We start from the raw sequence: 20,018 nt of genomic DNA on the forward strand, positions 1-20,018 counted from the left end.
GCGGCCTGCCCTTCGGGCCCAGAACTTACTGGATCAGCCCGTTCTTCAGCGCGTAGTAGGTCAGGTCGCTGTTGGTCTGCAGCTTGAGCTTCTCGAGCACGCGCGTGCGGTAGGTGCTGACCGTCTTGACGCTGAGGAACAGAGCCTCCGCGATATGGCCCACGGTCTCTCCCTGGGCCAGGCGCAGGAAGACCTGGAACTCGCGCTCCGACAGTGCCTCGTGCAAGGGCTTGTCGGGTGCCGCGCCGGCACCTGAGCCGCCGACCACGCTGTCCGCCAGCTGCTCCGCCACCGCCGGGCTGATGTAGCGCCGGCCGCGCGCCACCAGGCGGATGGCATTGGCGATCTCATCGGGATCGCATTCCTTGTTCAAGTAGCCGCTGGCGCCCTGGCGCAGCAACGTCGTCGCGTAATGCGCTTCCGGAAAGCCGCTGAGGATCAGCACCGGCAGTTCGGGGAAGCGGGCCTTGATGGCGGCCAGCGCGTCCACCCCGCTCTGGTCGGGCATGGAAATGTCCAGCAGCAGCACGTCCACCTCGCCGCCGCGCGCCATCTCCAGCGCGTCGTGGCCGCTGGAGCCTTCGCCCGTGACACGCAGGTCAACGTGGTCAGACAGGAACTGGCGCAGGCCGGTGCGCACGATGGCGTGGTCGTCGACGATGCCGATACGGATCATGATGGACACGGTGTTGAGAGTGCCGTCAGCGTAGCAGTCCACCGCACGTGCCGCGATAGCCCGCCGTCCTACATCGGCGCCGGCCGAGTCCGACAGGGCGCCGCGCTGCGGGACTATTCCGGCGCCAGCGGCCGGATTCGATAGTCACTCCAGCGGCTCCTTGAAGCCGCCATCCAAGGAGAACCACCATGCTGAACAAGTCCATCATCACCCTCGCCGTCGCCACTGCCCTCACCGCCACCCTGGCAGCCACCAGCGGCTGCGCCGTCACCCGCAACCAGGAAACCGTCGGCGCCTATGTCGACGACGCCGCCCTGACCACCCGCGTCAAGAGCAAGTTCGCCGCCGACCCGACCGTCAGCGCCATGGCCATCAGCGTCGAGACGCTGAAGGGCACGGTGCAGCTGTCCGGCTTCGCCAAGTCCTTCGAGGAGAAGGCCATGGCCGAAAAGCTGGCGCGTGAGACCTCGGGTGTCGTCGCCGTGCGCAACGACATCGCCGTCCGCCACCCGCAGTAATGCGCCCTCTCAGGGACTTCCCCTAGGTCCTCCTAGGAGAAGTCCTACAGCGTGATGCGCTGCCGACACTGCCGGCCCGATGCGGAAGCAGTCCATACTCCAGTCCATCCATCCTTGCGCCGCCGTCGGGCCATGCCAGCACTCAAAGCCTTCATCGTCGAAGACAGTCCGGTGATCCTTGAGAACCTGATTGCGACGCTCGAGGAGCTGGCTCAGGTGGAAGTGGTCGGATCGGTGGCCGACGAGGCCGGCGCGGTGCGCTGGATGAGCCGGGACCCCGACGCCAACGCTGATCTCTTCATCGTCGACGTCTTTCTGCGTTCCGGCACCGGGCTGGGCGTGCTGCAAGCCGCCCAGCAGCTCGGCATCCGCGCCCGCCGCGTCGTGCTGACCAACTACGCCACCGAGGAAATGCGTCGCCGCTGCGCCAGCCTCGGTGCCGAGCGCGTTTTCGACAAGAGTCGCGAGCTCGACGACCTCATCAGCTATTGCGCAGAACTGGCCGAACATGCCCCATCAGCGCGCCCTGCCGCCGCAGCCAGTTGAACGGCTTGCGGTGCTGCGTCATCTCGATCCCTGGCTGGAAGGTGCCAGCCGCAAACGCGGTCTGGCGGTCGGCTTTGCCGCGTTGGCCGCTGCCGCCGTCATGGGCGTCAGCGAAGCTGCGTTCTGGGGCGCCGACGAGGCCCTGAATCAATCCCAGGCTCGCCATCAGGCGCGCAACGACGGTCTGCGCCTGCGCGAGCTGTTGACCGATGCCGAGACCGCTCAGCGCGGTTATCTGCTGACGGGTCGCGATGACTATGTTGCGCCCATCCACCTGGCCGAGCAGGAGCTGCCCACGGTGTTGAGCCGGTTGCGCGGTCAGTACGCCAGCTCCGAATGGGAAGCCCTGGTGGCCGACGCGAGCCGGCGCGCCAGCGAAAAACTCTCCGAGATCCAGCTGGTCGTCAAGCTGTACCGCGAAGGCCAGGACACGGCCTGGCATGGCCTGGTCGAATCCGACATCGGCCGCGAGAAGATGCAGGCCGTGCGCGACGCCGTCGCCCAACTCGACCAGCACGAGCTGACCCAGATCGCCACCGAGCGCGACGCCGTGGTGCGCTCGCTGAACTACGGCCGGATCGGCGTGCACGGCCTGACGCTGATCAGCCTGTTCGGTCTGGCCATCTTCCTGCGCCGCAACGAGGCCCTGCACATGGCCCGTCGCGAACATGCCAAGGAGCTGGCCCAGGAGCGCGACCGCCTGGACCGCGAGGTGGCCCGCCGCACCGCCGAACTGACCGAGCTGGCCCGCCACCTGCAGACGGTGCGCGAGGACGAGCGCGCCCACCTGGCCCGCGAGCTGCATGACGAACTCGGCGCCCTGCTGACGGCAGCCAAGCTGGACGTCGCCCGCATCCGCCGCATGACGCGCAACAACGCGCCCGAGATCGACGACCGTCTCAAGCACATGAGCGAGCTGCTCGATCAGGGCATCGCCCTCAAGCGCCGCATCATCGAGGACCTGCGTCCGTCGGCCTTGTCCAACCTGGGCCTGATCCCGGCGCTGGAGATCCTGACCCAGGAGTTCGCCCAGCGCTCCGGCCTGCAGCTCAGCCTGGAGCTGATGGAGGCGCCCACCGACGAGGCCGGCCGCCTGGCCATGTACCGCCTCGTGCAGGAGGCGCTGACCAATGTGATGCGCCATGCCAAGGCCAAGCAGGTCCGCGTGTCGCTGGCCGAGGCCGAGGGCTGGATACAGCTGCACATCCGCGACGACGGCCAGGGTTTCAACCCCGAGGCCGTCGGCTCGGGCCATCACGGCCTGCTGGGCATGCGCTACCGCATCGAAAGCCTGGGCGGCACGCTGCAACTGCTGTCGGCCCCCGGCCGCGGCACCCTGGTGCTGGCCCGCCTGCCGCTGCGCGACGAGCCCGAACCCGAGCCCGCCCCGGTGACCGCGCCGGGCGAGCTGGGCGGCTCCAGCCTTTCCTGAAGTCCTACAGGCCAAGCCTGCGGGGACCGACAGGGCGGCCAGGGTTGCCCGACCAAACTGCTGTCAGGGCGCCTCGTCGAAAAGAGCGTGGCGACCCGCTTCTGACACCGGAGGGTCTCCATGCAATTCCCGCGCTCCACGCATGTCGAGCATTTGATGTCGAGAGATGCCGATGCGATTTCACCGCCCCTGCACAGCCGCCGCTTCCACGCGGCCGCCATGCTGGTCGCCGTTGCGGCCCTGGCCGCGAGCGCCGGCCTGGACATGGTCGATGATCCGCGCCCGCTGGACGTCCAGTTGACGGCGTCGATGCACAAGGCGGCTGAGACCCTGCGCGGCTGGCAGGATCTGCTGTCGCGCGGCTTGCAGGTGTCGCTGCGCGCTGTCGCGGACGGACGCGAAGCCGCAGCGCCTGCGGCGTCCGCGCCCGCCGACGAGACCGTGCTGGCTCTGGACGCCAGCCGCGATCAGCCCGTCCGCGCCGACGTCGCGCCGCGCCAGCTCCAGCCCACGCGATAGGCCTCAGGCCGGCATCGCGTCTTCGGTCATCGCCAGCAGGTCGGCGAGCGGCTGGGGCCGGTGCAGCAGAAAGCCCTGCACTTCACCGACGCCCATCCGCACCAGTTCCAGCAGCACCTCGGGCGTCTCCACGCACTCCGCCACCGTCGTCAGGCCCAGGGTCTGGGCCACGTCGACAAAGCTACGCACGGCCACCTGGTCGAGCGGGTCGGTCAGCAACGCGCGCACGAACTGGCCGTCGATCTTCAACAGGTCCACCGGCAGCGCCTTCAGATAGCTGTACGAGGAGGCGCCGGCGCCAAAGTCGTCCAGCGCGATACGCGCGCCCAGGGCCCGCATCTGCTGGATGAAGCGGACCGCCTCGCCGAGCTGGGTGATGACGGCCGTCTCGGTGATCTCCAGGCACAGCGACCTGGCGCGCACCGGCCCCAGTTCCGTCAGCAGGGCACGCGCCTCCTGGTGGTAGGCCGCATCCTGCAACGTCAAGGCCGACACATTGATGGACAGGGCCGCAAAGCGCGGTTCGCCTTCGCGCTTGAGCAGGGCGACGGCCTGGCGCAGCACCCAGCGATCCAGGCGCGGCGCGAAATGGAAGCGTTCGGCGGCCGGCATGAAGGCGCCCGGCATCACGCGGCTGCCGTCGCGCTCGCGCAGGCGCACCAGCAACTCGCCGCGCAGCCCGCCATCGTCCTCGCCCTGGGCCGGCATGACGCGCTGCAGGTCGAGCTCGAAACGGTCTTCGTCCAGGGCCTGCTGCAGCCGCGTGGCCCAGCGGTGCTCGCTCTGGTGCGCGCGCAGCGTGGCATCGTCGGGCGCCCAGACCTGCACGCGGTTGCGCCCTTGCTCCTTGGCGATCATGCAGCAGGCATCGGCCTCGCGCATGGCCGCGTCGGCATCGGGCCAGCGGCCGTCCAGCGGTGCCACACCGATGCTGGTGCCGATGCGAAAGCGCTGCTCGCCATGCACATAGCGGTACTGGTCCATGGCGTCGCAGAGTTTCTGCGCCACATGCAGAGCCTCGTCGAGCGAACAGTTCTCCAGGATGGCGGCGAACTCGTCGCCGCCCAGGCGCGCCACCGTGTCGCGGCCGCGCACGCCGGCTTCCAGGCGCCGTGCCACCTCGCGCAGCACCTCATCGCCGGCGGCGTGGCCACAGTGATCATTGACAAGCTTGAAGCGGTCCAGGTCGAAGGCCAGCAGCGCATGGTGACTGTCGTCGCGCTTGGCCCGCTCCAGCGTGCGCGCCAGGCGCTGGCCGAACTCGACGCGGTTGACCAGGCCGGTCAGGCCGTCATGGCTGGCGCGCCAGCGGATCTCGTCGAACTGGCGGCGCTGCTGGGTCACGTCGCGGAAGACCAGGACGGCGCCGAGGACGCGGCCTTCGGCATCGCGGATGGGCGCCACCGAATCGTCCACGGCGCGCAGCTCGCCATCGCGGCTCAGCAGCATGGCACCCGCAGGCAGGCGGGTCGGCCGGCCGGTGGCGAGGCAGCGCTGAACCGGGTCACCCAGGGGCTCGCCGCTCTCCTCGCGCTGGGGCAGGAAGACGAGGCTGGACGGCTGGCCACGCGCCTCGACGGCGGACCAACCCGTCAGGCGTTGCGCCACGGGGTTGAGCCAGGTCACACGGCCCAGGGCATCGGTGGTCAGCACGGCGTCGGCGATCGACTGCAACGTCACTTCCAACAGCTCGTGCTGCTCCTGCAACTGCTGCTGCAGGCGCCGCGCCTCGCTGACATCCCAGCAGACGCCGGACAGGCGCAGCGGCCGGCCGGCGGCGTCGCGCAGCACACGGCCGGAGCTGCGCAACACATGGATGCTGCCGTCGGGCCAGCAGACGCGCCATTCGCCATCGAGCTGAGGCTGATCGTGCAGCGCGGCGCGCACCGCCTGCGCGGCCGGGCGGCGGTCCTGCGGATGCAGGCGGCGGCGCCAGCGCGCGAGGCTGATCTGCCCCTGCCGCGGCTCGCCGTGCAGCTTCCACATCGTGTCGTCCCAGGCCAGTTCGCCATGGCGAGCGGCCTGCAGGTCCAGGCTCCAGACGCCGATGCCGCCGCTGTGCGTGGCCAGGGCCAGGCGCTCCAGCGTGCGCTCCAGCTCGGCGCGCACCTCGGCGGGTTCGCTGACGTCCAGCATGACGACGCCGACGCGCCGGCCCGTCTCGTCCTCGTCGTGGCGGCCGACGACGCGCAGCACACGGCGCCCGTTGGGCCCGGTGTCGCAAGGCAGTTCGACATCCCAACCCTCGCCATCCAGGGTGGCCCGCTGCAGCGCAGCGTCCAGCATGGCCGCACCGTCGGGACCGAAGCGCTGCAACAGGGCCGCCAGCGTCGGCACCTGCCCGCGGGGCAGGCCCAGCAATTCGCAGGCGGAGTCGGACAGCGTCAATCTCTCGATATCGGCCTGCCATTCCCAGGCACCGACACCGGCCAGGCGGCTGCAGCGCTCCAGGAAACGTGCGTTCTGCGCCAGTGCCAGCTGCGCGGCGGAGACGGAGGCGGCCAGCCCGGCCTGCCGTGCCTCGTCCGCGGGCCCACCCGACTGCTGGGATTCGCTCATCGATGCTGGCTCCGACTTCAAGACATGCAAGCTTCGATCCCGACGCCCCGCGCAGGCGTCGGCAGGGCGGGCAGGATCTTGTAGGACGAGACCGCATTCGGGCGCCCTTTCCGCCTGTCCTACAAGCCGGACGCGGCCGGGCTGACAACCCGGCATCTGCGGGCAGCGTTCCACTGGCACTGCGGCAACGCCGCATTCCCCAGGAGAGCCTCATGAACACCCGCCGCCAAACCCTGAACCGCTGGATCGCGCCGGCCCTGCTGGGCCTGGCCGCCGTGACCGCCCTGCCCTCGGCTCAGGCTGCCGACGTCGGCGTTTCGATTGGTTTCAGCCAACCCGGCGTCTATGGCCGCGTCGACATCGGCCGCTATCCCCAGCCGGTCCTGGTCGCGCCGCAGCCGGTCTTCGTCGGCCGCCCGGTCTACCGCGCCCAGCCGGTCTATCTGTGGGTGCCGCCCGAACATCGCCGCGACTGGCGCCGCCACTGCTACCACTACGGTGCCTGCGGTGCCCCCGTCTATTTCGTCGAGGACGGCTGGTACCGCCAGAACGTCATCGTGCACCGCGAGCGCGACTGGCGCCGCGACGACTGGCACCACGATCACGGCCGCGGGCATGGTCACGGGCATGACCACGGGCATGGGCACGGCCACCGCGACTGATCGCCGATAGCCGGCAAAAGGCCGCGCCGGCCCCGCAGTTCCGGCCACCACTCACGGGCCTCGCGGCCTAAAGTCGGGTCAACCCTGACCGTTGTGCCGCGCCCCGCGGCTGGCCCGGATGCTTGACGCTGCCCCCTCCTCTTCTCTGCTTCCGCCCCTGACCCGGCCGCCAACCCCGCGCCGGTTGTCGGCCTGCGCCTGGACCACCTGGCCCCTGGCTCTGGCCCTGGCCGCCTGTGGCGGCGGTGGCGGTTCCGCCGCCAGCGACACCACCAGCCCGCCGCCGCCCGCCGCGACGCCCAGCCCGCTGCCCATGCCGGTACCGGTGCCGACGCCCAGCCCCGCCCCTTCTCCAAGCCCCGCGCCCAGCCCTTCGCCGGCACCGAGCCCGGCCCCCGGCCCCAGTCCCGCCCCGAGCCCCGCTCCGAGTCCTGCGCCCGGTCCTTCGCCGGCGCCGGCTCCTTCTCCGGCACCGGCGCCCACGCCGACGCCGCCCCCTCCGCCGCCACCGCCGCCACCGCCCGTGTCCGGCATCGTCGCCAGCGGCCTGGCCCTGAACGCCGGTGCCAAGGTCAGGGTGCTGGACGCCACCGGCAAGGTCATCGCCAGCGACAAGGTGGTCACCGTCGCGACGGGTGCCTATGGGCCCATCACGCTGAGCGGGCCCGGCCCCTTCCGTGTCGAGGCCTGCGGCAGCGTCGGCGACCGGCCGGTCTGCGTCTGGGGTGCGACCAACAACGGCGGCACCCTGAATCTGACGCCGCTGACCAGCGCTGTCACCGTGCTGGCCAGCGGCCAGCCGCCCGAGACCCTGATGACGGGTGCCGCCCAGGGCCTGACCGACGCGGCGCTGGCCACCGCCCAGACGCAGCTGCGCACCGCCCTCGCGCCGGCGCTGACCGACGCCGGGCTGGCCGCTGATTTCGACCTGCTGGCCGGCGCGCTGACGCCCGGCGCGCACACCGGCTACGACCGCCTGCTCGACAGTGTCGCCGTCGGCCTGGGCAACGACAGCAAGGCCTATGTGACGCTGACGTCACGCCTCGGCACGGGCGTGGCCTATCTCGAGGCCGGCACGACCCAGGGCAGCCTGGGCCTCGACGCCGCGGCCAGCGGTGTGGACCTGACCGGGTTGGACGCGCTGTTTGCCAAGCTGGTCACGGCCACGGCCAACATCGACAACTGCCAAAGCAAGACCATCGGCCTGGAGACCATCTTCGATGCCAGCGCCCGGTCCAGCGTTGACGCGAATTCCGCACCCTTCACCGGGCCCAAGGACGCGGCCCAGCTGGTCTGCCTGCGCATGAACGGCATCCTGGGCGAAGGCGAAAAGATGTTCGGCGGCAAGCTGCTGCCCTCCCTGCTAGGCCGCTGCGATTTCGGTGCGGGCGACCCGCTGTGCCGCGTCAGCTTCGTCTACCAGAACACCTCAGGTTTCCAGCGCCGACTCGGGCTGGAGCAGGCCGCGGTGAAGCGTCCTTCGGGCTGGACCTTCCTCGGCAACCGCCTGGAGGTGCAGGCCACGGCCGCCGCTCGCCTGGTGCTGACACGCCGCGTCGACAGCGCGGCACCGGACAGCCTGGCGCGCTATCTCGACATCAGCATTCCCACCATCACCGCCACGGGCGGCGGCGTGCTGCAGTGCGCCCGCGTCAGCCAGAAGGACACCAGCGGAGCCGATGTGCCGCTGGCCTTGTTCAAGAAGGCGGGCAATGGCAGTTTCCTGAGCCTGTGGAGCGTCAGCAGCAGCGACGCGACTCCCAGCCTGGACCCGGCCAGCGGTGCCACGCGCGGCAACAACATCGTCAGCCTGCCGGTGCCCGCGGGTGCCGCCGGCGATGCCGTGGCGCGCAATTTCGTCCGCGCCGGCCATGGCCTGAAGATCGAGCTGTTCAAGGACGCCACCTGCGCCACGCCCCTCGGCGGCCTGGACGGCGACAGCATCGCCGTCGAGCTGGCCGGCCAGCTGCCCATCACGGCCGCCGGCCAGAGCGGCCAGCCCTGGCCGGTGCTGGACACCAAGGCCGTCAACGACCTGACCGGCCTGAAGGGCGCCGTCAACGCCAGCGTCAAATACGGCCCGACCTGGGCCCTGCGCGGCGGCCTGCTGCCGGACCGCATCCAGCTCTGCACCGACGTGGCCTGCGCCAGCAAGCTCGCCGAGCTGGAACTGGGTGTCGTCACCAAGGAAGGCACCACCAAGGGCGCCTTCCCGACGGCCGCCAGCCTGAGCGCCACCGTGGGCAACACCGCCGTCAGTGCCAACAGCTACAAGCTGCTGCGCATCACCGGCCGCATGCCCGACGGGCTGGTGCTGCAGCTGGACAGCCAGTCCTGCTCGGCGCAGACCTCCGGCCTGCCCTGCTAGTGCGGCAACGGTAGCGCTTGCGGCCGCCGTTGGCGGAGCGTGCAAATGTCACGCCACAGCGAAATTCAAGGCGACGCTTGTTGCTGTCCGTAAAGCAGACGTGTCGCTGGCAACCTGGCGTTACGGCGACCGCCATCGCCTCGCCACACTGCGCGGCCATCACCTTGCGCCGCCCTGCCATGCGTTCGTCCCTTGCCCTGTCCACCCTGGCCTGCGCCGCGCTGCTGACCGCCTGCGGCGGTGGTGGTGGCGGCAGCACGGCAAGCCCCGGCAACACGCCGGCTGCCGATCAGCCCAACATTCCAGCGCCGGCGCCCGCTCCGGCCCCGGCTCCCGCCGCCGCGCCGCCGATGACACAGCGCGACGCCGTGCGCCTGGCCTCGCAGGCCAGCTTCGGCGCGACCGAGCCTCTCGTCGCGCAGATGCGCACGCAAAGCGCCGCGGCCTGGGTACAGGCCCAGATGCTGCTGCCGGCCGCGTCGCGCTACACCTCGGGCGGCGGCAGTGCCATCCACACCGACACCACCGGCGTGGGTTTCTGTGATCAGGCGGCCCACAAGAGCGATGTCTGCTGGCGCGACTGGTATTCCAGCCAGCCGCTGCTGTGGGACTTCTATCGCAACGCCGTCAACCAGCCCGACCAGCTGCGCCAGCGCGTGGCCTTTGCGCTGCAGCAGATCGTCGTGGTGAGCAACCTGGAAGTGGAAGGCACCTACGGCCTGCGCCGCTACTACAACGCACTGCTGGACGGCGCCTTCGGCAACTATCGCGACGTGCTGCGCGGCGTGGTGCTGAGCCCCGTGATGGGCGACTACCTGAACGGCGTCAACAACGACAAGGCCGCGCCCAATGAGAACTTCGCGCGCGAGATGCTGCAGCTCTTCAGCCTGGGCACCTGCCTGCTCGAAGCCGATGGCAGACTGAAGGGCGGCAAGTGCCAGCCGACCTATGACAACACCGTGGTGCGCAGCTATGCCTACGCGCTGACGGGCTGGACCTATCCGTCCGGCGGCGCCAGCAAATGGGGCTGCTGGCCCAAGGGCGCCAACTGCAGCTTCTACGACGGCGAGATGGCGCCGCTGCCGGCCTTGCACGACGCCAACGCCCGGACCTTGCTAGCCGGTGGCAGCGTGCCAGCCGGCAGCACGCCGGCGCAGGCGGTGAACGCCGTGCTCGACAGCCTGATGGCCCACCCCAACATGGCGCCCTTCATCGGCCGGCAGCTGATCCAGGCCCTGGTCAGGTCCAACCCGTCGCCGGCCTATGTCGGCCGCGTGGCCGCTGCCTTCCAGGCCGGCAAGTTCAGCAAGGACGGCGTCAACTTCGGCGTGGGCCGTGCCGGCGACCTGTCGGCGACCGTCGCCGCCGTGCTGCTGGATGCCGATGCGCGCGGCGACGCGCCGCCCGGGTCATCTGGCGGCCGCTTGCGCGAGCCGGCGCTGATGATGGCCGGCGTGCTGCGCGCACTGAACGGCAAGACCGATGGCGATGCCCTGGGCTGGTGGTGGGGCGAGACGCTGCGCCAGCATGTCTTCCGCCCGCCGTCGGTCTTCAACTTCTATCCGCCGGACTATCCCGTGCCGGGCACCCAGTTGCAGGGCAGCGCCTTCGGCATCCACAACGCCAACACCTCGCTGGAGCGCTTGAACTACCTGACCTATCTGCTGAACTGGGGCGGCTCCAAGCCCGCCGCCAACGTGCCGAATGCGGTGGGCACCCAGGTCGTGCTGGACAGCTTTGAAGCCGACGCGGCGGACGCCGCCAAGCTGGTGGACCGCCTGTCGCTGCTCGCCCATGGCGAGGTGCTGCCCACCGCCTCCCGCGCCAAGGTGCTGGACGCCGTGGGCTGGTGGACGGACAAGACCGATGCCAAGACCTGGCAGCGCAACCGCGTGGCCACTGCGGCCTATCTGGTGTTCGCCGCGCCGCAGTTCCAGATCGTCCGCTGAGGGTCATTTCATGTCGCACCATCACCACCCCGCCCTCAGCCGCCGCAAGGCACTCGCCGGCGCCCTTGGCCTGGGCACGCTGGCGGCCCTGGCGCCACTGCGCCCGGCGCTGGCCGCCGACTTCAAGGCCCTGGTCTGCGTCTTCCTGTACGGCGGCAACGACGGCATGAACACCGTCGTGCCCATGGACAGCAGCCGCTACGCCGACTACGCCCGGGTCCGCGCCGCGCTGGCCCTGCCGCAGGGTAGCCTGGGGCGCCTTGGGGCCACGGACTTCGGCCTGCACCCGGCGCTGGCCGCACTGAACCCGCTCTATGCCGCCGGCAAGCTGGCCGTGCAGTTCAACGTCGGCCCGCTGGTGGCGCCGCTGACCAAGGCCCAGTACCGCGCCGATGCGGGCCAGGCCGTGCTGACGCCACCCAGCCTGTTCTCGCACAGCGACCAGCAGGTGCTGTGGGAAAGCGCCAGCAGCGACGCCCAGAGCCGCACCGGCTGGGGCGGCCGCAGCACGCTGGCCCTGGGCATGGCCAGCCCGGTCATCAGCGTCGGCGGCAACGGCCACTTCGGCCTGTCGGAGCTCGCCGTGCCCCTGGTCCTGCCCGGCCCCGGCGAGGGTTTCGGCGCCGCGGGCCTGGCCGCCGCCGACATCACCTGGCGGCCGAATGCGCTGAAGCTGGACGCCATCAAGGCACTGGCCGAGCATAGCGGCGACACCGACCTGGCCGGCGCCTTCCAGAAGCAGCAGCGCGATGCGATGGCGCTGTCCGAACAGCTCGGCCCGCTGGTGAAGCGCAAGCCCGGCGAGGCGGGCAGCAACAGCGCCATCGACGCCGCCTTTGCGCCGCTGATCGCGAACGGCAACGTGACGACACGGCTGGGCAAGCAGCTCTACCAGGCCGCCAAGCTGCTGGAAGTGCGCGCCACGCTCGGCGGCACGCGACAGATCTACTTCGCGCAGATGGGGGGCTTCGACACGCATGGCGGGCAGGCCGGCAGCGATGTCGTGTCGGGCCTGCATGCCACGCTGCTGAAGGAACTGGGCGACGCCCTCGCCTGCTTCCAGGCGGCGCTGGCGGCGCTCGGCCTGGCCGAGTCGGTGACCACGTTCACGCAGAGCGACTTCGGCCGCACCTTCAAGCCCAACAACAGCGGCGGCACCGACCACGCCTGGGGCAGCCACCATCTCGTGTTGGGCGGTGCCGTGAAAGGCGGGCTCTATGGCAAATACCCGGCGCTGGCCCTCGGCGGCCCCGACGACGTCGGCGTGGACAGCTGGGAGCAGCAGGGGCGGTGGATCCCGACCAGTTCGGTGGACCAGTACGCGGCAACCCTGCTGGGATGGATGGGCGCCAGCGCCGGGCAGCTCAATACGGTGCTGCCCAACCTGGCGAACTTTGGCAGCGCGAGGTCGCTGGGCTTCCTCTAACGTCTGGGCAGCGGATAGCTTGCCAGGCTGGCATAGCCCTTCCTCGACACCGCCTGCACGCCGAAGACGACGTTGTCCTTGCTCACCGGCAGCGTCACGCGCGTGGCCTTGCCGACGTCCTTGAACTGCTGCCAGGCCGCCGAGTCGGTGTCGCGCCAGACGATGCGATAGCCAGCCACCTCGGGGTCATCGCTGGCCTGCCATTCCAGCGTCGAGTCATTGGTCAGCTCGCGGGCGTCGAGCTTGACCGCCTTGGGCGGTGCCGGCGCCCAGGCCAGCGTGGCCAGGCCGGCCAGGTTGGCGCGGGCCACATCGGCCACATAGGCGAAGTCGACGAACTCGGGCAGGTCGCCATAGACGACACCGTTTTCCGTCCTCGGGTTCTGGTGCTGGTGGGCGAAGTTCTCGAAGGGCTCGCTGATGCGCACCGCCGCATAGCCGCGTTCCAGGAAGGGGATGTGGTCGCCGCCGCGCAGATAGCGGTCGCGGCGCTGGATGAGCTGGACCGTGAAGCCCGGCATGGCGGCTTCGGCGGCTGACTTGATATGCCGGCCGAGCTGGTGCGTCGGCAGGTCTTCGTTGGCGCCGGCCTGCAGCAGCGGCAGCAGCTCGGCCTGCATGGCGGTGACGGACTTGGCGTCGGCTTCGCTGGGCGGGCGGTTGGCGTTGGCGGCTGTCAGCAGGCGCACCAGCGGGTCCAGACCGTCGGCGAACAGGCGCAGCCGCTTCGGGTCGTATTGGCCCGCATCGCCGCGCGAACTGCCGACGATGTCGTTGGTGATCATGGCCTCGACATTGGTGTTGGCTGCCCGTGCCTCGCGGGCCCATTGCGCGGCGCCGAGCAGGCCCTGCTCCTCACCCGGCACGGTCATGAAGACCAGCGTCGCGTCGAATTGGCGCCTGGCCATGACGCAGGCCAGTTCCATGACGGCGGCCGTGCCCGAGGCGTCGTCGTTGGCGCCGGGGGCTTCGCCCAGGGCGTCCATCACGTCACTGTTGCGCGAGTCGTAATGGCCGCTGACGACGAGGACGCGGCTCTTGCTGACGCCGCGGCCGGGCAGCGTCGCGACGACGTTGACCAGCTCGGTCGGCTGGTTGACGCGGGTGCCGGCCGGCTCGATGAAGCTCTGCTCCTCCACCTGCAGCCGCCCCCCGGCCTGTTTCGAGCAGGCCGACAGCTCGGTCGTGATCCAGCGCCGCGCGGCCCCGATGCCGCGGGTGTCGGAGCCGATGTCGGACAGGGTGTGGCGGGTGCCGAAACCGACCAGTTTGCGAATCCGCGCCTCGATGCGCGCCGGGCTGACCTCGGCCAGCATGGCCTTGAGATCGTCGGCCGGGGCAGTCTGGGCCTGCGCCGAAGCAGCGATCAGGGCAAGGGCGAGTGTGGCGAGGCGGGCATGCATGGAAATGATTCTGCCCTTGCCGGGTGGCGCGGCTTCTTCTACCCTGGCCCCAACAACCGAGGAGAGTCCGATGAGCGAGAGCCTGGATTCACGAGTGAGCGCGATCCGCACGGTGGCGCTGGTTGGCCCGGCGGCCTCTGGCAAGACGCTGCTGCTGGATGCGCTGCTGGCCCATGCCGGCGCCATCCCCCAGGCCGGCAGCATCGAGCGTGGCAGCACGGTCAGCGATCACGATCCTCTGGAAAAACGCCTCGGGCATTCGCTGCAGTCCAGCCTGGCCCACTTCACCCATGGCGGCATCCGCGTGCATGCCATCGACACGCCCGGGGCGCCCGACTTCGTCGGCCAGGCCCTGCCGGCGCTGGAGGCGGCGGACACGGCCATCGTCGTCATCAATGCCCAGAACGGCATCGAACTGATGGCCCAGCGCATGCTGGGCTCGGCCGGCGAGCGCGGGCTGACCCGCCTCATCGTCGTCAACAAGATCGACTGCCCGGAGGTCGATCTGCCTGGTCTGCTGGGCCAGATCCGCGAGGTCTTCGGCAAGGAGTGCTTGCCACTGAACCTGCCCGCCGACGGCGCCAAGCGCGTCGCCGACTGCTTCTTCGCGGCGTCTGGGGACGCCGATTTTTCGTCCGTGGCCGAAGCGCACCAGGCCCTCGTGGAACAGGTCGTCGAGGTCGACGCGGCCTTTGTCGACCGCTACCTGACCGACGGCGATGTCGACCCCAAGGAGCTGCACGCGCCGCTGGAGCAGGCCCTGCGCGAAGGCCATCTGATCCCGGTCTGCTTCTGCTCGGCCAAGACGGGCGCCGGCATCGGTGAACTGCTGAGCGCCATCGAGGCGCTGATGCCCAACCCGGCCGAGGGCAACCCGCCCCCCTTCCTGGAAGGCAAGGGCCCCGAGCCTCAGCCCTACCCCGCCAAACCCGACCCGGCGGCCCATGTGCTGGCCCATGTGTTCAAGATCGTCGCCGATCCCTACCTCGGCAAGATGGGCATGCTGCGGGTGCACCAGGGCCGCGTCGCCAAGGGCGGCATGCTGTTCGTCGGCCATGCGCGCAAGCCCATCCGCGTCGGCCATCTCTTCATGCAGCAGGGTGCCAAGCATGTGGAGGTGGACGAGGCGCTGCCGGGCGACCTCTGCGCCGTGGCCAAGGTCGACGACATTGCGTTTGATGCTGTGCTACACGACGCCCAGGAGGACGAGCACATCTTCCTGAAGCCGCTGGCCTTTCCGACACCGGTGCATGGCGTCGCCATCAGCCCGGCGCGCCGCGGCGACGAGCAGAAGCTGTGGGAGGTGCTGGCCCGACTGGTGGACGAAGACCCCTGCCTGCGCATCGAGCAGGCCGGCGAGACCCACCAGACCCTGGTATACGGCCTCGGCGAGTTGCATCTGCGCCTGCTGCTGGACCGCGTGCGCGAGCTCTACAAGGGCGAAGTCGTCACCCAGCCGCCGCGCATCGCCTACCGCGAGACCATCTCGGCGCCGGCCGAGGGCCATTACCGCCACAAGAAGCAGAGCGGCGGCGCCGGCCAGTTCGGCGAGGTCTATCTGCGCATCGAGCCGCTGGAGCGCGGCGCGGGCTTCGAGTTCGTCGACGCGGTCAAGGGCGGCACCATCCCGGGCCAGTTCATGCCGGCCGTCGAAAAGGGCGTGCGCTCGGCCCTGGCCAGCGGCGCCATCGCCGGCTACCCGCTGGTGGACCTGCGCGTGGTCGTCTACGACGGCAAGCATCACTCGGTGGACAGCAAGGAAATCGCCTTCGTCACCGCCGGCCGCCGCGCCCTCATCGAGGCCGTGCGCGAGGCCCGGCCGCTGGTGCTGGAGCCCATCGTGCAGGTCGAGATCACGGCGCCCGAGCACAGCATCGGCGACATCACCGGCGACCTCGCCTCCAGGCGCGGCCAGGTCAATGGCACGCGCGCCGCCGTGCCGGGCAGCCTCATCGTGCAGGGCCTGGCGCCGCTGGCCGAGCTGGCCAGCTACCAGTCGCGGCTGAATGCGATCACGGCCGGCGAAGGGCGCTACACCGTCCTGCTGTCGCATTACGAGCCGGTGCCGCCGAACACGCAGGCCAGCCTCGTAGGCGCCTACAAGGCCGGTGAGGAGGAATAGCTTCAGTGCGAGGCTGACTTGGCCGCCTTCTTGGCGACCGGCTTCTTCTTGGCCTCGAGTTCGGTCTCGGTGTGCATCACGCACTGCCATTCGCCGTCCTTGCGCATCCAGACGGAGGAATCAGCCATCTCCTGGGCCAGCGGCTTGGCGTCGCCATCACGAGGGGCCATTTCCTGCTTGACGCGGTAGGTCAGCACGGCCGTATCCTCGTTCGGGTGCATGACCTGCATGTCGCTGAGCTCGAAGGACTTCAGCACCATGCTGCCCTTCTCGGCCATCTCGCGGTACTGCTCGTGGCTGAACTGCATGGCGCCATGGGAGCTGACCATCAGCGACGGCTCGGCCAGCATGCCGAGGGCAGTGTCGGTGTCCTCGTCCACCATGGATTGCCAGAACTTCTTTTCCAGGGCGATGAGGGTGGTGTCGGCGGTGGGCATGGGAAATCTCCTGATCGGGTGGGGGTCTGACCAATATGGGCGCCCAGGGATTGACCCGCCGTAGGAACTACGACCGCATCCCGGTCGGTGGCTTCCTACGGTCGAAAACCTCTTGGTTAAGGCTCATTTATCATTGCGCCCCATGCCTGCCGCCCCCCGCGACGTCGCGCAGATCCGATTGGACAACGCGATGCGCCTGTTCGAAGAGTTCGTCAGCGCCACCGTCAAACATGCCGATGCGGCCACCTTGCGTGGCCTGGAGCGGCGCTTTGCCGAACGCCTGCAGATCCAGCCCAGCTACTGGAGCCAGATCAAGGGCCGCTCGCGCCAGATCGGCGAGCGGCTGGCGCGCCAGTTCGAGCAGCTCTGCCACAAGCCGCCGGGCTGGATGGACCTGGAGCATGGCCCCGCCGCCGCGCCGCCCCCGCTGACCTCCATGGCCGCGGCAATGGCGCCCGCCGCCGCACCCGCAGAGCCTTCCCCGAGTCTGCCGCAGGACGACGACGAGCGCTTCATCATCGGCCTCGTCCTCACCTACTACCGCCGCCACCCGCAGCGCGCCCGCACGCGGCTGCTGGACCTGCTCGGCGAGGTGCTGACGCCCGAGCCCGTGGCCCCGCCCCGCGCGGTACCCAAGCCCGCACCCAGTCCGCAGGCCGAACTGGACGAGTGGCGCAAGCTGCAGGCCGGCATCGCGCCGCTCAAGCCCAAGAAGCGCTGAGGCCGGACCGAGGACATGCCAGGGCCAGTGGCCCTGTCCTTCGCGAGGCACAAACAGTCCACCGGACTGTTTGAGTCCACGCTCAGCCCCTGCGCGCTGTTCGACGCCTGCCGAAGGACCGCCGGCCTGCAAGCCGGCGGGCATGAAGCCGTAGATCTGCGCATCCGTCATTGGACGCAGGCGCTCCCGCACGTTAGGGGTGTTGGATAAAAACCGCTTGCGCAAGAGCAACGTTTGTTTATCATTTGCGCAAGTCGTGATGCAGAAGTCCCCGCATCACGGCGAGGTCGCACACCCCAAGCCCCTCTGACCGCCCGGCCCGCTTGCCTCGAGCAGCAAGCCCCGGGCACCCCAAGCATCACTGCAAACGCTGGCCTGTCCCGGGCCGAGCCGCTGCATTGCCCGCCGCCCCAGCGCGGCAACCACCGGAGCACGTCATGCCCCAATTCACCTCTCCCCGCCCCCTGCAGATCAAGGCACTCAAGCCGCGCAACCCGCTGGTCGCGCCCGCCATGAAACGCCAGGCCGGCGCCCACCAGAGCGCCCACAGCGCCCATGCCCAGCGCCAGCAAGCCCGCCTCGAACTGCGACGCCTGCTGCGCGACCGCTTCCCCGACGACAGCCCCTGAATCAAGCGCACCGCCGCGCCTCATCCACAGTCGATCCATGTGATGAGGGCCGCCGGCCAAGGTGCCAAGGAGACCCTCATGAGATTGATCGAAGTGCGCGGCCCCGACGCCGCCGAAACCCACGCCGCCTGGGCCCAACGCTGGAAGCGCGTCAAGCGCGCCGCCCGCGCCATCCGCCTGGTGTTCTCGCCGGCCTACCGCCGGCGCAAAGGCCGCAACCATCTGGAGTTCTACGCCGAAGCCGGCGCGCCCGAAGGGGCGCTCTATGTCGACGGCAAGCTGACCGCCCAGCTGGAAGGTGTGCGCCGGCTGTAAGGATGGCGCCCCTCGTTCGCTCTTGCTCCGGCTGAACGCCGGCAAGTGCGAACGGTCCCCCGAGGGGACGGCGATGCTTGCGGCATTGAGCCGCAAGTACATCGCCATGGGGGCCGGCTCGGGAGCGGCCCAGCGCTCGGCCCGAAAGGCGCGCCATTGAAAACCGAAATGGTTGGCAAAACGGGGCCGCCTCCGACGAGCAGGCGGCCCCGTCCAGTTCTAGCATCGGGGCACCATGGCCGATCGTCTGCGCCTGACCGCCCCGCTGCCCCGCCTCGAAGCCTGGGTGGACACCTTTGCGCGGGCCGAAATCCCGGTGCTGGCCGAGACCGCCGAGTCGCTCGAACACATGCGCGCGACCGAGGACGATGTCGACGCCCACGGCCTGGGCGAGATGATCGCCACCGACCCGCTGATGACGCTGAAGGTGCTGGCCCACGCCAGCGAGCAGCGCCGCGGCAGCAGCTCGGGCTTGCGCGCCGACGCCGAGACGGTGACCGCCGCCATCGTGCTGATGGGCATCACCCCCTTCTTCCGCGACTTCGGCCCCCAGCCGACGCTGGAAACCGTGCTGGCCGACAACGACGAGGCCCTGATCGGCCTGTCGCGCGTCATGCAGCGCGCCGAACGCGCCTCACGATTCGCGCTGGGCTTCGCCGCCCACCGCGCCGACCCCGACGCCGCTGTCATCCACAGCGCCGCACTGCTGCACGACTTCGCCGAGATGCTGTTGTGGGTGCATGCCCCCGCGCTGGCCCTGGAGATCGCCTCACTGCAGGAAGCCGACCACCGCCTGCGCAGCGCGGTGGCCCAGCGCCAGGTGCTGGGCATCGAGCTGCCCGACCTGGAGCAGGCGCTGATGAAGCGCTGGCATCTGCCCGAGCTGCTGACGCGCATCACCAGCGAGAAGGATGGCCGCGACCCGCAGGTGCGCTGCGTCCACCTGGCCGTGCGCCTGGCCCGCCACACCGCGCGCGGCTGGGACGACGCCGGCGTGCCCGACGATCTGCACGAGATCGCCGAGCTGCTGAATCTCAGCGAAGCCCATGCGCTGAAGCTGCTTCACGAATTCGACTGACGGCGCCGACGCAGGACGGCGACCAGGCCCAGCCCACCCAGGAGCAGCGCCGCACTCGCCGGCTCGGGCACCGGCGTGGCCGTGAAATTGGCGTTGTTGGGCGCGAAGTCGGAGATGGCGGCTGTTCCCGAGAACGCACCGTCGCGAGGCCACAGGTTGAAGGTGTAGTCCAGTTTGTTGGTGAAGCCGGTGCTGGGCAGCAGGCTGCCGCTGATGGTGCCGGTGATGACATTGCCGCTGACCGTCACCGAGCCCGCCGGCAGGGCGCCGACGCCACCGATGGTGCCGGTCAGGTCGGGGCGCAGGATGATGACGCGGTCGAAGCGCACACCGGTGATGCCCATGCTGGCGAAGCCGGCCGTGCCCGCGCCGCGGTTGACGCCCCACACATAGAAGCCCGTCGCGGTGCTGCCCGGCGCGCCGTCCAGCGTCGCCGTCAGCGTGAAGACATCGGTGGTCGGGTTGTAGAAGACGCTGGCGGCCAGCACATCGAGATCATGGCTGGCGCTGCTGCCGGCGAAAGTGGCGAGGAAGTCGCCTTTCGAGTCGGTGATGCCATCGAGGGCATGGCTGGCCAGCGGCAGGCCGAGCAGGGCCAGGGCGGCGGAGGCGGAAACAAGCAGGCGCATGGGGGCTCCAGAAGGTGCGTGAAGAAGAT

Annotated in this window: 18 protein-coding genes; 13 read left to right on the plus strand and 5 right to left on the minus strand. The window is 69.9% G+C overall.

Translation table 11 applies throughout. The annotated features are described in order from the left end of the window. Positions 1 to 25 precede the first annotated feature (25 nt). Positions 26 to 676, minus strand: a complete 651-nt coding sequence (locus ACS5PN_RS29270) for a response regulator transcription factor (RefSeq protein WP_310265335.1) — start codon at positions 674 to 676, stop codon at positions 26 to 28. A 188-nt stretch (positions 677 to 864) separates the two neighbouring features. On the opposite strand from ACS5PN_RS29270, the gene ACS5PN_RS29275 reads away from it, so the two are divergent. The 4 genes from ACS5PN_RS29275 to ACS5PN_RS29290 all read left to right on the plus strand — a co-directional run bounded on the left by ACS5PN_RS29275 (position 865) and on the right by ACS5PN_RS29290 (position 3,691). Then, a complete protein-coding gene (locus ACS5PN_RS29275; protein WP_439467545.1) occupies positions 865 to 1,194 on the plus strand; it encodes a BON domain-containing protein in 330 nt (109 codons plus the stop codon). Positions 1,195 to 1,326: 132 nt separating this feature from the next. Further along, a complete protein-coding gene (locus ACS5PN_RS29280) occupies positions 1,327 to 1,740 on the plus strand; it encodes a response regulator transcription factor (RefSeq protein ID WP_439467695.1) in 414 nt (137 codons plus the stop codon). After that, the gene (locus ACS5PN_RS29285; protein WP_439467546.1) at positions 1,703 to 3,172 is read left to right on the plus strand and encodes a CHASE3 domain-containing protein; all 1,470 of its coding nucleotides are present in this window, start codon (positions 1,703 to 1,705) and stop codon (positions 3,170 to 3,172) included. Before ACS5PN_RS29280 ends, ACS5PN_RS29285 begins: the two co-directional genes overlap by 38 nt. 120 nt (positions 3,173 to 3,292) lie before the next feature. Next, positions 3,293 to 3,691 carry a hypothetical protein gene (locus ACS5PN_RS29290; protein ID WP_439467547.1) on the plus strand — a complete coding sequence of 133 codons (399 nt, stop codon included), beginning with the start codon at positions 3,293 to 3,295 and terminating at the stop codon, positions 3,689 to 3,691. 3 nt (positions 3,692 to 3,694) lie between these two features. On the opposite strand, the gene ACS5PN_RS29295 is transcribed toward ACS5PN_RS29290, so the two are convergent. Further along, entirely contained in the window at positions 3,695 to 6,250 is a 2,556-nt protein-coding gene (locus ACS5PN_RS29295; protein WP_439467548.1) for an EAL domain-containing protein, read from the minus strand. 212 nt (positions 6,251 to 6,462) lie between these two features. Between ACS5PN_RS29295 and ACS5PN_RS29300 the strand changes: the two genes are divergently transcribed. The 4 genes from ACS5PN_RS29300 (at position 6,463) to ACS5PN_RS29315 (ending at position 12,655) form a co-directional block, all read left to right on the plus strand. Continuing rightward, a complete protein-coding gene (locus ACS5PN_RS29300; RefSeq protein WP_439467549.1) occupies positions 6,463 to 6,912 on the plus strand; it encodes a hypothetical protein in 450 nt (149 codons plus the stop codon). Between the two features lie 523 nt (positions 6,913 to 7,435). Beyond that, positions 7,436 to 9,280, plus strand: a complete 1,845-nt coding sequence (locus tag ACS5PN_RS29305) for a hypothetical protein (RefSeq protein ID WP_439467550.1) — start codon at positions 7,436 to 7,438, stop codon at positions 9,278 to 9,280. Positions 9,281 to 9,459: 179 nt separating this feature from the next. Then, entirely contained in the window at positions 9,460 to 11,229 is a 1,770-nt protein-coding gene (locus ACS5PN_RS29310; protein ID WP_439467551.1) for a DUF1800 domain-containing protein, read from the plus strand. Between the two features lie 10 nt (positions 11,230 to 11,239). Next, entirely contained in the window at positions 11,240 to 12,655 is a 1,416-nt protein-coding gene (locus tag ACS5PN_RS29315) for a DUF1501 domain-containing protein (protein WP_439467552.1), read from the plus strand. Here ACS5PN_RS29315 and ACS5PN_RS29320 read toward each other — a convergent pair. Next, on the minus strand, positions 12,652 to 14,058 hold the full coding sequence (locus ACS5PN_RS29320) for a M28 family metallopeptidase (RefSeq protein ID WP_439467553.1): 1,407 nt from the start codon (positions 14,056 to 14,058) through the stop codon (positions 12,652 to 12,654). The genes ACS5PN_RS29315 and ACS5PN_RS29320 overlap by 4 nt on opposite strands. A 70-nt stretch (positions 14,059 to 14,128) precedes the next feature. Here ACS5PN_RS29320 and fusA point away from each other — a divergent pair, with 70 nt between their 5' ends. Then, entirely contained in the window at positions 14,129 to 16,180 is a 2,052-nt protein-coding gene (gene fusA, locus ACS5PN_RS29325; RefSeq protein ID WP_439467554.1) for an elongation factor G, read from the plus strand. A gap of 2 nt (positions 16,181 to 16,182) precedes the next feature. On the opposite strand, the gene ACS5PN_RS29330 is transcribed toward fusA, so the two are convergent. Further along, positions 16,183 to 16,617: a nuclear transport factor 2 family protein gene (locus tag ACS5PN_RS29330; protein ID WP_439467555.1), complete on the minus strand. Its 435-nt coding sequence runs from the start codon at positions 16,615 to 16,617 to the stop codon at positions 16,183 to 16,185. A gap of 142 nt (positions 16,618 to 16,759) precedes the next feature. On the opposite strand from ACS5PN_RS29330, the gene ACS5PN_RS29335 reads away from it, so the two are divergent. From ACS5PN_RS29335 to ACS5PN_RS29350, 4 genes are all read left to right on the plus strand, one after another. Beyond that, positions 16,760 to 17,338, plus strand: a complete 579-nt coding sequence (locus ACS5PN_RS29335) for a hypothetical protein (protein ID WP_439467556.1) — start codon at positions 16,760 to 16,762, stop codon at positions 17,336 to 17,338. A gap of 437 nt (positions 17,339 to 17,775) precedes the next feature. Beyond that, entirely contained in the window at positions 17,776 to 17,967 is a 192-nt protein-coding gene (locus ACS5PN_RS29340; RefSeq protein ID WP_439467557.1) for a hypothetical protein, read from the plus strand. Between the two features lie 78 nt (positions 17,968 to 18,045). Continuing rightward, complete coding sequence (locus tag ACS5PN_RS29345; protein ID WP_439467558.1) at positions 18,046 to 18,282, plus strand: hypothetical protein; 237 nt, start codon at positions 18,046 to 18,048, stop codon at positions 18,280 to 18,282. A gap of 235 nt (positions 18,283 to 18,517) precedes the next feature. After that, on the plus strand, positions 18,518 to 19,360 hold the full coding sequence (locus ACS5PN_RS29350) for an HDOD domain-containing protein (RefSeq protein WP_439467559.1): 843 nt from the start codon (positions 18,518 to 18,520) through the stop codon (positions 19,358 to 19,360). Here ACS5PN_RS29350 and ACS5PN_RS29355 read toward each other — a convergent pair. Continuing rightward, a complete protein-coding gene (locus ACS5PN_RS29355; protein WP_439467560.1) occupies positions 19,345 to 19,989 on the minus strand; it encodes a PEP-CTERM sorting domain-containing protein in 645 nt (214 codons plus the stop codon). The two genes, ACS5PN_RS29350 and ACS5PN_RS29355, sit on opposite strands and share 16 nt — an antisense overlap. Positions 19,990 to 20,018: the final 29 nt, after the last annotated feature.

Source organism: Roseateles sp. NT4 (genome assembly GCF_051857475.1).
Lineage (GTDB): Bacteria > Pseudomonadota > Gammaproteobacteria > Burkholderiales > Burkholderiaceae_C > Pelomonas.

Bases quoted from the DNA above. Each gene is read 5' to 3' on its own strand.
- ACS5PN_RS29320 (WP_439467553.1), bottom strand. From the start codon at position 14,058: ATGCATGCCCGCCTCGCCACACTCGCCCTTGCCCTGATCGCTGCTTCG.
- ACS5PN_RS29270 (WP_310265335.1), bottom strand. From the start codon at position 676: ATGATCCGTATCGGCATCGTCGACGACCACGCCATCGTGCGCACCGGC.
- ACS5PN_RS29290 (WP_439467547.1), top strand. From the start codon at position 3,293: ATGCAATTCCCGCGCTCCACGCATGTCGAGCATTTGATGTCGAGAGAT.
- ACS5PN_RS29285 (WP_439467546.1), top strand. From the start codon at position 1,703: ATGCCCCATCAGCGCGCCCTGCCGCCGCAGCCAGTTGAACGGCTTGCG.
- ACS5PN_RS29345 (WP_439467558.1), top strand. From the start codon at position 18,046: ATGAGATTGATCGAAGTGCGCGGCCCCGACGCCGCCGAAACCCACGCC.
- ACS5PN_RS29280 (WP_439467695.1), top strand. From the start codon at position 1,327: ATGCCAGCACTCAAAGCCTTCATCGTCGAAGACAGTCCGGTGATCCTT.
- ACS5PN_RS29355 (WP_439467560.1), bottom strand. From the start codon at position 19,989: ATGCGCCTGCTTGTTTCCGCCTCCGCCGCCCTGGCCCTGCTCGGCCTG.
- ACS5PN_RS29275 (WP_439467545.1), top strand. From the start codon at position 865: ATGCTGAACAAGTCCATCATCACCCTCGCCGTCGCCACTGCCCTCACC.
- ACS5PN_RS29300 (WP_439467549.1), top strand. From the start codon at position 6,463: ATGAACACCCGCCGCCAAACCCTGAACCGCTGGATCGCGCCGGCCCTG.
- ACS5PN_RS29310 (WP_439467551.1), top strand. From the start codon at position 9,460: ATGCGTTCGTCCCTTGCCCTGTCCACCCTGGCCTGCGCCGCGCTGCTG.
- ACS5PN_RS29330 (WP_439467555.1), bottom strand. From the start codon at position 16,617: ATGCCCACCGCCGACACCACCCTCATCGCCCTGGAAAAGAAGTTCTGG.
- ACS5PN_RS29340 (WP_439467557.1), top strand. From the start codon at position 17,776: ATGCCCCAATTCACCTCTCCCCGCCCCCTGCAGATCAAGGCACTCAAG.
- ACS5PN_RS29315 (WP_439467552.1), top strand. From the start codon at position 11,240: ATGTCGCACCATCACCACCCCGCCCTCAGCCGCCGCAAGGCACTCGCC.
- ACS5PN_RS29350 (WP_439467559.1), top strand. From the start codon at position 18,518: ATGGCCGATCGTCTGCGCCTGACCGCCCCGCTGCCCCGCCTCGAAGCC.
- ACS5PN_RS29335 (WP_439467556.1), top strand. From the start codon at position 16,760: ATGCCTGCCGCCCCCCGCGACGTCGCGCAGATCCGATTGGACAACGCG.
- ACS5PN_RS29295 (WP_439467548.1), bottom strand. From the start codon at position 6,250: ATGAGCGAATCCCAGCAGTCGGGTGGGCCCGCGGACGAGGCACGGCAG.
- fusA (WP_439467554.1), top strand. From the start codon at position 14,129: ATGAGCGAGAGCCTGGATTCACGAGTGAGCGCGATCCGCACGGTGGCG.